13 protein-coding genes are annotated in these 16,563 nt (G+C 51.0%); all 13 read left to right on the top strand.

Annotated features, from left to right (window positions below):
- Window positions 1–7 precede the first annotated feature (7 nt).
- A complete protein-coding gene (locus OC443_RS02095; protein ID WP_262021632.1) occupies window positions 8–1,006 on the top strand; it encodes an SLAC1 anion channel family protein in 999 nt (332 codons plus the stop codon).
- A 270-nt stretch (window positions 1,007–1,276) separates the two neighbouring features.
- Window positions 1,277–1,597: an STAS domain-containing protein gene (locus tag OC443_RS02090; protein ID WP_073579978.1), complete on the top strand. Its 321-nt coding sequence runs from the start codon at window positions 1,277–1,279 to the stop codon at window positions 1,595–1,597.
- A 38-nt stretch (window positions 1,598–1,635) separates the two neighbouring features.
- Complete coding sequence (locus tag OC443_RS02085; protein ID WP_073580048.1) at window positions 1,636–2,469, top strand: OmpA family protein; 834 nt, start codon at window positions 1,636–1,638, stop codon at window positions 2,467–2,469.
- A gap of 70 nt (window positions 2,470–2,539) precedes the next feature.
- A complete protein-coding gene (locus OC443_RS02080; protein WP_234976327.1) occupies window positions 2,540–4,609 on the top strand; it encodes an SLBB domain-containing protein in 2,070 nt (689 codons plus the stop codon).
- Window positions 4,609–5,295: a P-loop NTPase family protein gene (locus OC443_RS02075; RefSeq protein WP_200796883.1), complete on the top strand. Its 687-nt coding sequence runs from the start codon at window positions 4,609–4,611 to the stop codon at window positions 5,293–5,295. The genes OC443_RS02080 and OC443_RS02075 overlap by 1 nt, the downstream gene beginning before the upstream one ends.
- 53 nt (window positions 5,296–5,348) lie before the next feature.
- Complete coding sequence (locus tag OC443_RS02070) at window positions 5,349–7,679, top strand: ATP-binding protein (RefSeq protein ID WP_306345617.1); 2,331 nt, start codon at window positions 5,349–5,351, stop codon at window positions 7,677–7,679.
- A gap of 138 nt (window positions 7,680–7,817) precedes the next feature.
- Window positions 7,818–9,362, top strand: coding sequence for a sigma-54-dependent transcriptional regulator (locus tag OC443_RS02065; protein WP_073579975.1), 1,545 nt, complete (start codon window positions 7,818–7,820; stop codon window positions 9,360–9,362).
- Window positions 9,340–10,368 carry a glycosyltransferase family 4 protein gene (locus tag OC443_RS02060; protein WP_073579974.1) on the top strand — a complete coding sequence of 343 codons (1,029 nt, stop codon included), beginning with the start codon at window positions 9,340–9,342 and terminating at the stop codon, window positions 10,366–10,368. Before OC443_RS02065 ends, OC443_RS02060 begins: the two co-directional genes overlap by 23 nt.
- A 120-nt stretch (window positions 10,369–10,488) precedes the next feature.
- A complete protein-coding gene (locus OC443_RS02055) occupies window positions 10,489–11,691 on the top strand; it encodes a glycosyltransferase (RefSeq protein WP_073579973.1) in 1,203 nt (400 codons plus the stop codon).
- Window position 11,692: 1 nt separating this feature from the next.
- Entirely contained in the window at window positions 11,693–12,943 is a 1,251-nt protein-coding gene (locus OC443_RS02050) for a glycosyltransferase family 4 protein (protein ID WP_083601518.1), read from the top strand.
- Entirely contained in the window at window positions 12,940–14,379 is a 1,440-nt protein-coding gene (locus tag OC443_RS02045; RefSeq protein WP_073579972.1) for a lipopolysaccharide biosynthesis protein, read from the top strand. The genes OC443_RS02050 and OC443_RS02045 overlap by 4 nt, the downstream gene beginning before the upstream one ends.
- Window positions 14,376–15,773: an O-antigen ligase family protein gene (locus OC443_RS02040; RefSeq protein WP_143169212.1), complete on the top strand. Its 1,398-nt coding sequence runs from the start codon at window positions 14,376–14,378 to the stop codon at window positions 15,771–15,773. Before OC443_RS02045 ends, OC443_RS02040 begins: the two co-directional genes overlap by 4 nt.
- A gap of 74 nt (window positions 15,774–15,847) precedes the next feature.
- A complete protein-coding gene (locus tag OC443_RS02035; protein WP_073579971.1) occupies window positions 15,848–16,558 on the top strand; it encodes an acyltransferase in 711 nt (236 codons plus the stop codon).
- The last annotated feature ends 5 nt before the right edge of the window (window positions 16,559–16,563 follow it).

Genomic DNA, 16,563 nt, shown 5'->3' with positions numbered 1-16,563 from the left:
ATTCAGAATGATGGTTGTCAAAGAGGTGCCTATGAATACCGTACAAACACAGCCCGACACAGAGGCAACCAGCCGCCTGATGCATTTTCCTGTGTCTTTTTTTGCCATGGTGATGGGACTGAGCGGGCTGACAATCGCCTGGAAGACGGCTGGCGCAGATATGCTGCCATCAGCGACCCTGAATCTGGGAATCTTCACTTCAGCAATTATGCTGGTCATTTCGGGAATCTATTTCATGAAGCTGGTGCGGTATCCGCAGGCGGTGCTTGACGAATTGCACCATCCGGTCAGGCTGAATTTTTTCCCGGCCTTTTCCATCAGCCTGCTGCTGTTATCTGTGGTCTGGAACAGTCATGAACAAACTTCTCTGCTTCTCTGGAGCGCTGGTACCCTGATTCAGTTTCTAATGACACTTTATGTGATGAACAGCTGGATTCACCATACACACTATACGTTATCTCATGCCAATCCCAGCTGGTTTATCCCGGTGGTGGGTAATGTGATTGTACCGATCAGCGGCGTCCATCTGGGCTTCATCGAGTTAAGCTGGTTTTTCTTCAGTATCGGAATTGTATTCTGGGTCGTCCTGATGACAATGATTCTTTACCGGTTATTCTTCCATGAACCGCTGCCTGCCCGGCTGACCCCGATGCTGTTCATCTTACTCGCGCCCCCTTCCATCGGGTTTATTTCATACAGCGCGCTGACCGGCGGACTGGATAATACCGGCCGGATCCTTTATTACATTGCACTGTTTCTCAGTATGCTGCTGCTGAGTAATATTCTCCGCTTTATCCGCATCCCTTTCTTTATTTCGTCGTGGGCTTATTCTTTCCCGCTGGCGGCCCTGACGATTGCCACCACGAAAATGGGACATTTACTGCAAAGCTTCTGGTTTGATATGTTCGCAAAAATTTTACTCGCCTTCCTGTCCTTATTGTTGCTATGGCTGGTCGTGCAGACAGTCAAAGCGATTGCCGGGAAGAAACTCTGTCAGCCCGAATAAACCCGCCACATTAACGGGCAGGACAGATAAGAAGCAGGTTCTCTCAAATAACATGTATACCCAAGCAACCTGAAGATGCAAGATTAAGGTTGCATGGATAGAAGACAAGAACGTCACTCCCTGCTTCAACACGATTCTCAATTTGATAAATCCGGTTTCTCAATTTGACAGCCGCCCAGAAAATTCATCCAACCAACTGAAAAATAAACATTATTTTTCTGGCACACATTCTGCTCTGTCTCCTGTACAACACACACAGGAGATACGATCATGGAACTTAACAAAATCAACGATAACGACATCCGCCTGACTTTACAGTTCAACGGCAACCTCGATGCAGACGGCACCCGCAACATTCAGCCGGTGATTGATGAAATTATCTGGGCTGAACCGCACCGGGAAGTAGAACTCGACTTCAGTGCCGTTCAGTTTATGGACTCTTCCGGCGTTGGCGCACTGGTTTACCTCTACAAACGACTGATTGAAAAGAAACGCAATATGCGCATCGAAAATGCCTCCGGTCAGCCACTGGAAATCATCCACCTGCTGAGAATCAGCAACACGATTGCGGTGAATTCTCATACGCATTGAAAGTCATTTAGCATCAATACCAGGGAGTCTGCATGTCTATGAAATTGTCCGGCTTAAACCTTCATCTTCCCGTCATTCTCGTGGCCCTTCTGCTTCAGGGATGCGTCAGCTATCCCGATGCGGGTCAGGGCGGCATGGCCGAGCAATACATGTCTGCAGAATTCTCCCCGGTGATGCCGGACGAACCGCTGGGACCGGAACACGGTCTGCGTTTTGACTGGCAACTGGCAAAACTTCATCTCAACAGCCTGATTCAGGAAGGCGCAAAATGGTGCTTCCCGGCGACGGTGGTTCAGGCCCAGGAAACACAGAACCGTATCGCCCGTGAAATCAGCGGCGGATTACTAACCGATGCCGCCAATGATTTAATCATCCTGCGGAAACGGCTCAATAAGCTTGAAAACCAGCTGGGCTATGTCACCCGACACGCCCGTTGTCAGCCACCGGCAGATGAGCAGCAATTCAGGCAGGAACTGACCCGGATTGATGAAATCTACCACCTGCTGAACAGTGACAATCAGTTCGCTCTCAACTCGTACGCGATTAATCCGGTCTATATGGGGCAACTGGCGCAGGCCGTGCTGCTGCTGCGGGATATGTCGCACCTGTCTTTGACTGTTACCGGTCATGCCGATACGACAGGCACAGAAGAACACAATGAAAAGCTGGCGATGGAAAGAGCCAGACAGGTCAAACGCTACCTGATGATATTTGGCCTGAAACCCGAACGTATCAAAACAGAATCACTGGGAGAATCGCTGCCACGCTATAAGAGCGATGCTCCGGAAGCCCGCCTGACCAATCGCCGGGTCAGCATCGAAATCCTGTCAGAACAGCAGGCAGGCATGGCCGTCAGCCAGGGAGGACAATGACATGAAAGCGACTTATCTGTCACTGAAGACTGTGTATCTGCGACTGAAAACAATGTATCTGCCACTACTGATGTTATTACTGACTTTCAGTGCCTCCCCGCTGCAGGCGACGACAGAAACCATTCAGATTGGTGACCTGATTCAGGTCAACCTGCCGGGGGAAGAAGCTCTGAACCGCGGGTTTCAGGTCGACAAGCGCGGCCGGATTACCCTGCCGGAAATCGGCCCGGTTTATGTCGCTGGCTATAACGAAGCACAGCTGAATCAAACCATCATGGATGCGCTGAATAAAGTCTTTCGCGATACGTCTAACGCCAGCATTTTTATTGCGGAGCAACAGATGATTATCTCGGTTCAGGGCTATGTCACTTCACCCGGGGAGTACACGCTGCCCAGTCATGCCGGGATTCAGACCGCATTGCATGCAGCCGGGGGCGCACGGGCCGGAGCCCAGCTGGATAAAATGCAGCTGAAGCGACGTGGTGATAAACAGGAATTCAACTACAAGAATTTTCTCGACAGCGGTGATGACTCTGTACTACCGGCGCTGCGTTCAATGGATGTGCTGTTTGTCCCGGCTTCACCGATTGTCGGCAACATTGAGCAGGAGTTTGATGCAGCAAAACTGGCGAACGCCGGTGACAGCGCAGACTCAAAAAGGGCCATCAAGGTCTTTGGTGAAGTCAACGCTCCCGGCTCTTTCTCCTATAAAGCCAACAGCGATCTGGTCGATATTCTGATGCGCTCCGGCGGCGTCACCCGCTACGCTGCCGTCGAACAAATCCGGGTCATCAGTAATAACGCGCCGAAGCTGTTTAATCTCAAGTCTTATCTCGATTCCGGTGACACGTCGCTGCTGCCTGAAATCGCACCCGGCACCACGATTTTTATCCCAAAACAGGAGGAAGAAATCAAAGCCGGCGCCAACATGGTTTATATCATGGGCGAAGTCGCCAGCCCCGGTGCGTTTGAAGGTAAAAGCGGCGCAACCTTTATGGATATTCTCGCCAACGCTGGCGGGCCGACCCGGTTTGCTGAAGCCCGGCAAATCCGGATTATTAAGGCCAATGGGGAAGTGATTCGTTTTGACCTGACGGCCTATACCGAAGGCTTATCCAAACAGGCACCGCCCGCGATTCAGTCCGGCGATGCGATTTTTGTCCCGGAAAAAGTCGATATGAATGAAAAGTCGTGGCTGAAAGTTTCACCGGACCGCGCTGTCAATGTCATCGGTGAAGTCGTCAGGCCGGGGCGGATTGAATGGTCAGACGAAATGAATTTTATGGATTTATTATCTCACGTCGGCGGCCCCACACTGCGTGCTGATACCACCCGGATTGAAATCGTGACGCCGGATCAGCCGTTACTGAAGTTCGATCTGGACCAGTTTATCGCCAAAGGCGCACCGGCCAGCGACATGCCGGTAATCCGGGCGGGCTCGATTATCCGGATTCATGACCTGCCGCAGGATCCGTCTGACAACAAATCACAATGGGTGCGCCAAAGCTCTGAAGCCTCCATCTACGTGTTCGGCCAGGTCAATGCGCCCGGACGCTACCGCTTCACCAATGAGATGCATTTTCTGGATATTCTCTCAGCAGCAGACGGCCCCACCAAGGATGCAGATATCCATAATATCCGGGTAACGCACCGCGATCAGCCTTATGCCAGAGTGAGCAAGCTGAATTTGTCACTGTACTTTGAAACCGGCGATGAAAACCTGCTGCCGGACGTGAAAACCGGCGATACGATTTATATCCCGGAGAAGAACCGTAACTGGCTGGAGCGTTCCAAAGAATCGACCATCCGGATTCTGGGTGCCATCAACAAACCCGGCCGTTATGTCTTCAATGACAATATGACCATCCTTGACCTGTTGGCTGAAGCGGGCGGACCAAGTAAGTCGGCTTATCTGGAGAAAATCACCATCGTCAATATGTCCTGCTGTCAGAATCAGGCCCGGACGTTTGATCTGGTCAACTTCAGCCAGACCGCCAACATCTATGGCCTGCCGGTCCTGCGTACCGGCGACACCATCTTTATTCCGGAACGCAGTGAGAGTTTGATGGAAAAAGCCCGGCAGGCCTTTGATGATGTGTTCCGGATGACCACCACCATCTTACTGATAGGAGCACTCTGATGATTCCTGCAACCCATGCTGAAGTTGAACAGATTTATCTGGCTGCTGAAATGGCAGGTGCACGCTCGGTCTGTATTACCGCCTGCCAGACCGGAGAAGGCGTTACCTCGGTCGCCAGTGCACTGACCGAACGATACCTGCTGGCCGGCCACCAAACCCTGCTGGTTGACCTGAATCTGTTCAATCCGGCCTTCAGTGACATCAGCATGCTGCCCGGAGACACTGCTGAGCAATGGATAGAGCATAAAGAAACATCCCGCCTGTTCACCGGCCTGAGTATTCCCGGCGAACCGGCGACGCTGCTGCGCTATAAAGATCCGGCCATACTCAGCGGGCAGATGCAAAGCTGGCTGCAACAATTTGACCGGGTGATTGTGGACACATCGCCGTTGCTCAACATCAACCGGGGTAATATTCCTGCCCACTGCGTTGCCAGTGTTTGTGATCAGACCATTCTGGTCGTGATGGGCGGTGTAACCAGCTCCAGCCAGCTGAAAAAAGCGATGACCCTGCTCGGTGCAGATCAGATTTCATTGCTGGGCACCATTTTAAATGGCAGAGACCAGCCGCCGCTGCGGCTGGAACTCATCCGGGAGCTGAACCGGATCCCGTTGTTACCGGCCCGCTTAAAACAGCGGCTGACGCAATGGCTGATGAAGAGCGATATGCTCTCCACTTATGCATGATTGAGATGCGCGAACCATACGCCATAAAAGATGTAAAAAGGAAAACCCGGCAGATGTCGGCTAAGGTTATGAATAATCACGATCACTCTGAACAAAAGCAATCACTCCAGACGGGAAGAATGATGAAGTTCAAAACCAAAACCATTCTCGGCATTGCATTGATTGAGATTATCTTACTGGTCATCATTGTGATCAGTGCAATGTCTTTTATGACTGAATCTGCCGAGACTCAGCTGATTCAGCGCGCTAATACTACGGCCAATATTTTTGCCAAAGCGGTTGAAAAAGACATTCTGTCTTTTGACCTCAGCTCGCTGGATGAAGTCATCAAAGAAGTAACCGCGTCTGAAGATATCGTCTATATCCGGATCATCAGTTATGGCAAAACATTAATTACCTCCGGCGATCCTAAACACCTTCAGCAGGAAAGCACTATTGACCACAGTTTGCATGACGTAGATGACGGTATCTTCGATGTGCGGGTCGATCTGAAAACCAATGAATCCACCTACGGTCATATCGACATCGGTTTCTGTAATAAATCGATCACCGCGCAAATCACCAGGGCCCGCCATTCGATGACCGGCATTGCCATCATTGAAGTTCTGCTGGTGGCGCTGTTCTCTTTTTTCATTGGTCATTATCTGACCAAAGGTTTAACCAAACTCACTCAGGCGGCCAAAAAGCTGACACAGGAAGGGCCGGGATATCAGGTCACCCTGAATTCTACTGATGAATTAGGAGAAGTGGCAGATGCGTTTAATCAGATGTCTTCCAGCCTGGCAAAAAGCTATGATGATTTGAAGATCGCCCGCCATCAGGCGGAAGATGCCAGCCAGAGTAAATCTTTGTTTCTCGCGTCGATGTCGCATGAGATCCGGACACCGCTCAATGGTGTGCTTGGATTATTGTCGCTGATAAAAGAGACATCTTTAGATAAAAATCAGACTCAGCTGGTTGACACTGCCAGCCAGTCCGGCTTTTTTCTGATGTCAGTGATCAATGATATTCTCGACTACACCAAGATGGAATCGAACACCCTGTCTCTGGAGCGCAAACCGTTTGATCTTCACCAATGTATTCATCAGGTCGTCAGCAGTTTTCGTCCGTCCGCCTGTCAAAAAAGTATTTGTCTTGAATCCACCATCGCACCTTCTGTCCCTCAGTGGGTCAGCGGCGATCAATACCGTGTGCAGCAAATTATGCATAACCTGATTGGCAATGCGGTGAAATTCACCCGGACAGGATTAATTCAGGTACACATTTATGCTGACGCCGATGACAATAGCATCACCCTGACCGGTCAAGTGATTGATACCGGCATCGGGATTGAACCGGCAATGATTCCTCTTCTGTTTGAAGAGTTCACGATGGCTGATAACACTTACTCCAGAACCCAGGAAGGCTCAGGGTTAGGGTTGGCTATCTGTCGTAAACTCTGCGAATTGATGGACGGCCAGATCTTTGCGGAAAGTCAGCCGGGTAAGGGTTCAACTTTTACGTTTCAGATCCAGTTGGGCGAATCTGACGGAAAACCAACCGATCAGGAAGCTGTGATGGAAATCAGACCGGAGTGGGAACATGCCCGGATTCTGGTTGCTGAAGATAATAAAGCCAACCAAATCGTGATTGAAAATATGTTTCTGCATGCAGGTATCCATATTGAAATCGCCCAAAACGGCCTTGAAGCGGTCGAAAAAGTCGCAGATAACCACTTTGATCTGGTATTTATGGATATGTCGATGCCACTGATGGATGGCATGCAGGCCTGTCAGGAAATCAGAGCGATGGCCGACAGACAAAAGGCAGAATTACCGATCATTGCACTCACGGCGCATGCGCTGCATGGCGATAAAGAACGCTTTATCGCGGCAGGCTTGACAGACTACTTATCAAAACCGGTTCGTCTTTCACAACTGCTGGAAAAAATGGCCCTGTATCTGAAAGAAGATGAGTTTGGCGCGGGCGAAATCACTCCGCCGCCGGTATTACCGCAATCCGGCCCGGAAAACCTCGCAGCCCCCCTTCCCCATCAACCCGACGGACTGGTCGATGACATCATCATTCAACAGGTCATCGCCGATACCAGTCTCGAAGTATTGCCGGTGCTGATTGATCATTATGTTGAAGAGTGCCAACAGCGGGTCAAAAAAATCAGCTGTGCCATTGCCAACAAAAAAGCGGAATGCCTCAAGTTTGAAACCCACACCCTGGGCAGTTCTGCGCTGGCACTGGGCAACCGCAGTCTTTCAGAGCTTGCCAGACAGATTGAACATTTATGTATCGATGGCAAAGAGGAAGAAGCTTATCAGGCCGGAGCAACACTGCCACAACTGGCAGCCGACTCCATTGCAGCATTGCAACAGCGAAAATCAATGTCCTGATGAGAAGCTTTCAATGCGAAGCCCAGGAAAAACCACCGTTTGATTTGACAAAATAAGCAGGCCGGATTTCTCACCCGGCCAAACATGAACTATATATTAAGGAACCAATTGGATATAAATCAGGAAGGTCGATTCTGAATGAGAAACAAAGTATTACTCGTTGAAGACTCCAGCTCACTCGCCATCTTATACAAACAGTACGTCAAAGATGAGCCATTCGATTTATTCCATCTTGAAACCGGCGCTGAGGCGATTGATTTTATCGGCAAGCAAAAACCTCAGGTGGTCATTCTGGATTTAAAACTGCCTGATATGTCCGGTGAAAAAGTGCTGGACTGGATCAGTGAGCATGAAATTCCGACCGTGGTCATTATTGCGACCGCGCATGGTTCAGTGGATATTGCTGTGAACCTGATGCAGAAAGGGGCCGATGACTTTATTGAAAAACCGATCAATGCTGACCGGCTGAAAACCTCAATCAACCTGCACCTTCAGCGCAGTAAACTGGCGCATCTGGTAGAAGATATGGAGCACCGATACAGCCGGAAAAATTTTCACGGCTTTATTGGTTCATCGTTACCAATGCAGGCCGTTTACAAAATTGTTGAATCTGTCGCACCGACCACAGCCAGTGTATTTATCATCGGTGAAAGTGGCACGGGGAAAGAGGTTTGTGCCGAAGCGATTCATGAACACAGCCAGCGCCAAAACAAACCATTTGTCGCCCTCAACTGTGGCGCAATCCCCAGGGATTTACTCGAAAGTGAAATTTTCGGTCATATGAAAGGTGCTTTTACCGGTGCAACCACCGATCGTAAAGGTGCGGCGTCTCAGGCCGACGGCGGCACTTTGTTTCTTGATGAGTTGTGTGAAATGGAACTGGATATGCAGAAAAAACTGCTGCGCTTTTTGCAGTCCGGCACCTTCACCCCGCTGGGTGGTTCCAGAGAACAGAAAGTCGATGTCCGGATTATTTGCGCCACAAACCGTGACCCGCTCGAAGAAGTCGAAGCGGGCCGCTTTCGGGAAGATCTCTACTACCGGGTGAACGTCGTGCCGGTGGAAATGCCGCCGTTACGGGATCGCGGTAATGACATCATCGCGCTGGCGCAAAACTTTCTGGTCAGATATGCCAAACAGGATAAAAAACGCTTTACGGCCATCAGCCGTGATGCTCAGTCGCTGCTGAAGAAATATCACTGGCCGGGAAATGTCCGGCAACTACAAAACATTATGCGCAATATTGTGGTCCTGAATAATGATGCCACGGTAAACGCGGAACATCTGCCGGAACAAATCAAACAGAAGCGTCCGTCACCGGGCAGTTCTCAAAACAATCGGGATGCAGGCCAGCGTACGAACAGGCAGGCTGTTGTTGATGCTATCCGGGAAACACCCGCCCCACCACTTCAGGAAACCATTCACAGACCACCGGAAATAGCCAAAGCCGCGGCAACAGAAACAGAGACTGAGACTGAGACTGAAGTTTCTCCGGCAGTCATCACCTCTCCGACAATCCGCCCGATGTGGCAGGTGGAACGGGAAACCATCCAACAGGCGATCGACTACTGTGACGGCAATGTATTGAATGCTGCCGTATTACTGGAACTCAGCCCGTCAACGGTTTACCGCAAAAAACAAGCATGGGAAACAGAGCAGGATGAATTTATTTCAAAGGAATGAAATATGGCTGGTGCTGGACAGCCGGATTTTTGGTGGCATTGAAAGCCATGTACTTCAGTTAGCCTGCGGTCTGAAAATCCATCGTCCGGTACGGATTATTTTACTTAAAACGTACCCGGACAGTGATGAAATGGCTGAAAAGCTCAGGCAGCATGAAATTCCCTTTACGATACTGTCTGAGTATTTTCCGCATCATAAAACCGCTGCGGCTCTTAAGCAGGCCATCCACCGGTTTCGTCCGGCTGTGGTTCATGCCCACGGATATAAAGCCAGCCTGCTGTGCAAACTGGCCCGGCGCACCTCGAAAGAGTCATTCAGACAAATTTCGACCTTCCATGCCGGCGAGATCCCCACCGGCCGGGTCAAATGGTACGACCTGCTGGACCGGATTACCGCGTTTATGTCAGACCAGAGTCTGGCCGTCAGTCAGCTGATTCAGCAACGGATCCCTTTCCGTACTGAGAAGGTCAATAACTTCGTTGATACGGAACAATTACCCCTGAGTGACGGTAAACAAATCGCGTTTGTCGGCCGGTTAAGCTATGAGAAAGGTCCGGATTTTCTGCCGGAAATCACCCGGTTGCTGCCGGAGACTAACATTCACTGTTATGGTGACGGCCCGATGCTCAGCCAGCTGAGCTGCTCCGGGCAGCACAACCTGATTCTTCACGGTCACAAAAGCTGTATGGATACATTCTGGCCGGACATCGGGCTGCTGATTATCTGCTCAAGAGCTGAAGGCTTACCGATGGCAGCACTTGAAGCCATGGGCCGTGGTATTCCGGTCGCAGCAACCGCTGTGGGTGAATTACCCGAGCTGATCCGTCACGGAGAAAATGGCTATCTGGTCCGGCAGGCACAAGAGCTGGTGAGCTGTATTCAGGACTGGTGTCACCTTTCAGCAACTGAGCGCCGGCAAATGCAGACTCAGGCGCGGGAAACCATTGTCAGTCATTACTCAAACCTCACCATGATTCCTGATATGATGAAAAAATATTTTGTTTAATCTGATTCTCATTTTGAGAACAAAAAATAACAATTTAAAATTACTTAATATTCAATGAGATATATATAAAATTAATTGGCACCTCCTTTGCTATATCAATAGAAACCCAAGGAGGAAGCCATGAAAAAAAAGCACCATATCTTGTTTGTTCACTACGGCGATAACTGGATTCGCGGCAGTGAACGTTGCCTGCTGGAACACCTGAACCATCTGGATAAAAACAGTTTCCGCCCGTTTATCTGGACCAACAGTGAGGCGCTGCACACGGAAGTGAAGAGAATGGGGTTCAACAGTGAACTTTCTGAATTTCCGCTGTTGTTTGGCTGGCGTAAACCCCGCGTCAATCTGCTTGCCTGGTTCAGGTTAATTAAGCAAGGCATCCGGATGATCAAATCAAAGGGTATCAATCTGATTCATCTCAACAGCGCCGCCCCCTGCCAGTGGATGAACTTCAGTGCCAGAATCATGAATATTCCGCTGCTGACACAGATTCATACCGATTATCCGGCACGGGACCGGCTGACGCTCGGGCTGCATTTTTCTCCCGGTATTATTGCCGTCAGTGATGCCGTGACCCGCTCCCTGATTCGCGATGGCTATCCGCAGTCCCGGCTGTCAGTGATTCATAACGGCATCGATACAGAACGTCTGGCAGGATATGAAGCCGTTGATATTCACCAGTATCTTGACCTTCCTGAAGATACTTATATTTTTCTGACGGTCGGCTCACTGATTAAACGCAAAGGAATCGACCGGATCCTCTCGGCACTCAGACACATTGCACTGGAATACCCGCAAACCCACCTGGTTGTGATTGGTGACGGACCAATGCGCAAAAAACTCGAACTGATTACCGATGAGCTTCACCTGACCGAACAAGTACATTTTGTCGGGGAGAAAGACAATGCAATGGGCTGGATGCGTGGGGCTGACGCCTTTATCAGTGGTGCCAGAAATGAGCCTTTCGGTCTGGTGATCACTGAAGCTGCACTGGCAGAGCTGCCGATTATCGCTCCGGAAACCGGGGGAATTCCGGAAATCATCAGTCACAAAAAGCATGGTTTGCTGTATAAAAATACCGGCGTGAAGCCCATGGTCGATATGATGCGGCTCATCCTGAAAAAACCGGAAGCAGCACGCAGGCTCGCCCAAAATGCCAATGCACATATTCGTAAGAATTACACGATTGAGCACAACACTCAGGCGATCGAATCTCACTACCGCAAAGCCATATCTGCCAGACTCATTCCCAGTCTTTCGTGGTTTGCGGCCTGCCGCCCAATCAAAACTTACGTATCCAAGCGACTGTTTCAGGGAGGCTGATATGACACAACAGCATACTCCACAACAGGATCGCCTCAGACAATATGATTCAGGGCAACGTGACTCAAGGAAACATTGCCTGGTATTTGATCCGATTGCGTTTAAGGGCGGTTCCAAGATTGCAACCCGTGAGATACTCACTTTATGCGACCCGGAAAAAACCCGTTTCACCATTGCCACCCGTGATCCGGATTCATGGCGGAAAAGTCCCCGGGCAACGCATCATATTGACATCGTACTGCTCCCGTCTGTCGGACAGTTCAGCCAGGCAACGCAGGGCATCGCTTTCTGGATTAAGCATTTCATCTACCTGATGATGCTATTACGTCTGCGTTTTACTACCGGACCGTTTGACACTGTCATTGGCGCATCCGGCCCTGGCGTGGATATGGCACTGTATCTGCTGAGCTACCTGCTCAAATACAGAATCATTCAGCTGATACACGGTCCGGTTGGTTACTCACGGGCGACCGGCGGTTGTCTGGTCAGGGCCGATCAGGTGTTTTTTCTTGCCTCAGCCAAAACCAGTATGGCGAATGCTATCTGTGCTTATTACCGATCCGGCAGGCCTGCGGAAAAAGCAGAAGCAATGGCCCGCAATATCCTGTCAGCACCGCATTTTCAGACCTTTACCAACGGGCTGAGCGGTAAGCAGTGGCCCGGTCCCTGTCAGTACAATCAGCCCACTTTATTCTGGTGTGCATCCTTACTGAAATGGAAAGGGCTGGATTTACTGCTTCAGGCGTTGAAACACTTTGAGGGCGCCCTGCCCCGGTTCACTGCGAATATCTGTTTTATCCGGCCAAAAGATTCTTCACTTGAAGTCAGTCAGGCACCGCAAAGTATGGACCGGGTCTACTGGTTTCATGATCCGGATAATCTGGATCTGATCCGCCGCCAGAGCAATATTTTTGTCTCCACCAGTAAAAAAGAACCCTTTGGTTTATCGGTACTGGAAGCGATGGCGGCTGAAATGTGCGTCATCATCCCACGGGATAACGCTTACTGGGATACGGTGTTAACTCACAATGTGAACTGCCTGAAATATAAGCCGGATGATCCATTGAGCCTGGCTGAGGTGATCCTTCAGGCTGCTTATCATCCCCATCTGATTCAGCGGCTGGGTCAGTCAGCAGCCAGAATGGCTCAGGATTATCAGGCGGAGCAATGCTATCAGCCCATCGCTGATTGTATTCAGGATTCTCCATCACCTGTCAGCAACGGCAGCATGCCCGCAGGAGAGAAGCTATGACACGGAAAACCGTACACTCGATTCTGATTTACGGCACCGGGCTGCTGATGATGAAAGGCATGTCGCTGATCATGCTGCCGTTTATGACCCACTATCTTGATGCCGGGCAGCTCGGAAAACTTGAGCTCATCGCCAGCATCGGGGCATTTCTCGGTATTTTGTCGACAGCCGCAATGCATGAAAATCTCTATCGCTTCGTCGGGCATCTGAGTGACGGATTAAAACGCTTCCATCAGGCCGCCGGTTTAATGACTTTTTCCATGCTGATTGGCATCAGCACCGGCGTCCTGCTGCTGACCATCTTAGTGAGCATTCCGGAGCTGTGGTGGCAAAGCATACCGCTGACCAAAACCGAATGTGCACTGCTGATACTGGCACTGGCATTTGAAGGGCCGGTGTCACTGCATCTGGCATGGCTGCGGATGAATGATCGGGCGACAACCTTTTTCAGCATTAGTGTGCTCACCACGGTGCTGCAGATTATCATGATCACCGCGGTGCTGTTCTGGCATCCTTCCGTCACCGGCATTTTGCTGGCCGGCACCCTCACCCGCTATGTTCAGCTGGCCGCATTACACCAGGTGAACCGCTTTCCGATCCGCCCGCCAACGCAGGCCAGACAGCTGCTGGCTTACAGCACTCCGCTGATGCTGTCCGCATTAATCGCTTTCGGGCTGAGTGGTGCTGAGCGCTGGATCATCGCCTACGCATCAGACCTGACGACACTGGGCTATTATGCTATCGCTGCCAAGTTTGCACTGGCGATGTGTATTCTGGTGCAGCCTTTTGGTATGTGGTGGATGCCGAAACGTTTTCAGGTGTTATCAGAGCAGGGAGAACAGTCTGCCGTCCGACAGACTCAGGCAGGGATTGTGTATATTCTGGCGCTGGCGGTGTTCATCTGTTTTGCCGGTCAGACTTTTATCCGGCTCGCCCTGCCGGAGAACTATGGTCCGGCTCAGCAGCTGCTGATCATGACTCTTGTGATTGCGGTCTTTAAAGAAATCACAGAGCTGCTTAATCTCGGCATGCTCTTTCAGAAGAGAACTGCGGCCCTGTTCCGGTTAAACCTGATCATCACCGCGGGCACCTTGCTGATAACACTACTGCTGATGCATCACGGTATCGGCTGGATTTTGTGGACACTTGCGGCTGCTCAGGGCATTCGCTGCCTGTGTGTTTTACTTATCGGGCAACGCCACCAGCCACTGCCTTATCATCATATGTCACTGGTGTTACTGCTGTGTACCACCGGGATGTTTCTCAGCGCAGCATGGTTTGTGCAAGCCACTCATCTCCGGCTGATGATGGCAATTGCCGGGCCATTGTGTCTGGCAGGCCTTGCACTCATCCTGAACTATATCCGGATAGCGCCTCATTCTTTGCGGCTACCGCAAATCATGTCATCCGTTGTGCAGAGCAGAGAGCGGGGATGATGATGAATCAAACCAGCCGTCCGGGAATTATCGTCAGTCTGGCGGTGTGTCTGCTGATGGCCGGAATGTGGTATCTGATTCCTCATCCGGCCATTCCGGTCGCCATCGCCATTCTGCCGCTGGCTGCCATGTTTGCTCTGACTCAGACCTTCTGGCTGGTGATTCTGTTCATCATTTTTTCGTTCTTCCGGATTCATGAAGCCATTCCGGTACTGTTCCCGCTCAAAATTCCTTTGTTGCTGTCATTAGGCTCACTGGCAGCATTGATGTGGCATGTGTTGATCAGCCGCCAGCTGAAAGTTTACTGGCACCCCTCACTGACCTGGCTGGCCGTGTTCTGGGTGCTGGTCTGTGTCGGGATTGTCTTTGCGTCAAACCGGGGCATTGCGCTGAATAACTTTAAAGGCATTTACTGGAAAATCATGATCATGACGCTGGCAACCGTCTGGCTGGTCAATAATGCCAAAAATCTGAAAATGACCACCTTTCTGATTATCGGAGCCGGGATGATTGTGGGTGCAGTGGCGATGAGTAATTCAATTCAGGGGATCGGGCTGGTCGAAGGCTCGCGGGTGACCGTTGGCAGAGATCTCGGCTCAATGCTCGGCGATCCGAATGATCTGGCCCTGGTACTGATGTTTCCGCTGGCTTTTTCAATCAGTCTGAGCACAACCAAAGGTATTCCGTGGCCGCAGCGCTTGCTCGGCCTGCTGGCAACCGCACTGCTGATGAGTGCGGTGATTGCCACCCAAAGCCGGGGCGGATTACTGGGGTCACTGGCGGTTTTCGGTATCTTTGCCCTGCGCCTGATTCGCAGCAAAGTGCTGCTGCTCACACTCGGCGCGATTGCGGCGCTGCTCCTTTACAGCGTCGCCGGTATCTCGGATCGCGCTTCCGGGGGCGCTGCGGAAGAAGGCGTCGATGCGTCGGCCATGGGGCGTTTATATGCCTGGGAAGCCGCTTTCAAAATGGCATTGGATAATCCGCTGTTTGGTGTCGGTCTGAATAATTTTTATTCAAACTATTTCTTTTACAGCCCCCACTGGGATGGCCTGAATCATGCAGTTCACAGCACCTGGTTTGGTGTGCTGGCTGAAACCGGATTTCTCGGGCTGATTATCTTCGTCTCTTTTATCGTGTCTTTAATCCGGACCGCTTCCCGGACACTGAAGACTCTGCCGGAAACCTGCAACCCGCATCTGGCCGCCAATGCCACGGCGGTTTATGCGGCGCTGATCGGCACCATCGTGTCCGGCACTTTCCTGACTCAGGGCTTTAACTGGCCGGTGTATATTCTCGCCGCTCTGACCGTGGCCATCGCCCGCATCAGTCAAAACGACTCTCAAAATGAGAATCACAAACGACACCCGACCAGAAAACTTTTAACTAACTGATTTATAAAAACAAAAAACCCGGCACAGGAATTGTAACGTGATGCATACAAGTCCATTATTCAGGGAAAGAACTTATGCTTCATACACGGGTTCATGATTTCAAACAGTGGCTCAGGCATCACCCGAATCCGCGCCACCGTCAGGTATTTCAGACTTTGAAAAAAGTCCGGGCATTTGAACTGCCATCACCCCGGTTGTACAACGGACTCATGTGTGGTGCTTATGCAGTAAGCACAACGGTGAGTTCGACGCTGATGCGCTGGCTGGTTTATACCCCGGTCTTCCGGGCCAGAGCTACGGTGACAGGCCGTCGCCTGTATTTATACAGCGGCACCCCTTATATCAGCGGTCCGTTGCGGATTCATGTTGGTGATGACTGCCGGATTTCAGGGCAAACCACCATGACCGGGCGCAGCACCTCAGACAATCCGACGCTGCATATCGGTAACAATGTCGGCATTGGCTGGCAAACCACGATTGCGGTCGGCACACAGATCATCCTTGAAGACAATGTCCGGATTGCCGGGCGGGCATTTTTATGTGGTTACTCAGGTCATCCGCTGGATGCCACCCGCAGAGCAAAGGGAGAACCGGATGATGACCATCAGGCCGGTGACATTCACCTCAAACGCGATTGCTGGCTGGGCACCAATGTCTCCGTCAAGCAGGGCGTGACCATCGGGGAAGGCACCATCGTTGCGTCAGACAGTGTCGTGATTCATGACTTACCGGATTTTGTGCTGGCTGCCGGACATCCGGCCAAAGTGATCAAACACCTGAAGTGAGGAGA

The organism is Vibrio quintilis, assembly GCF_024529975.1.
In the GTDB taxonomy this organism is placed as follows: domain Bacteria; phylum Pseudomonadota; class Gammaproteobacteria; order Enterobacterales; family Vibrionaceae; genus Vibrio; species Vibrio quintilis.
The sequence above is the reverse complement of the archived record's forward strand: the minus strand, read 5'-3'. Positions and strand labels throughout refer to the sequence as shown.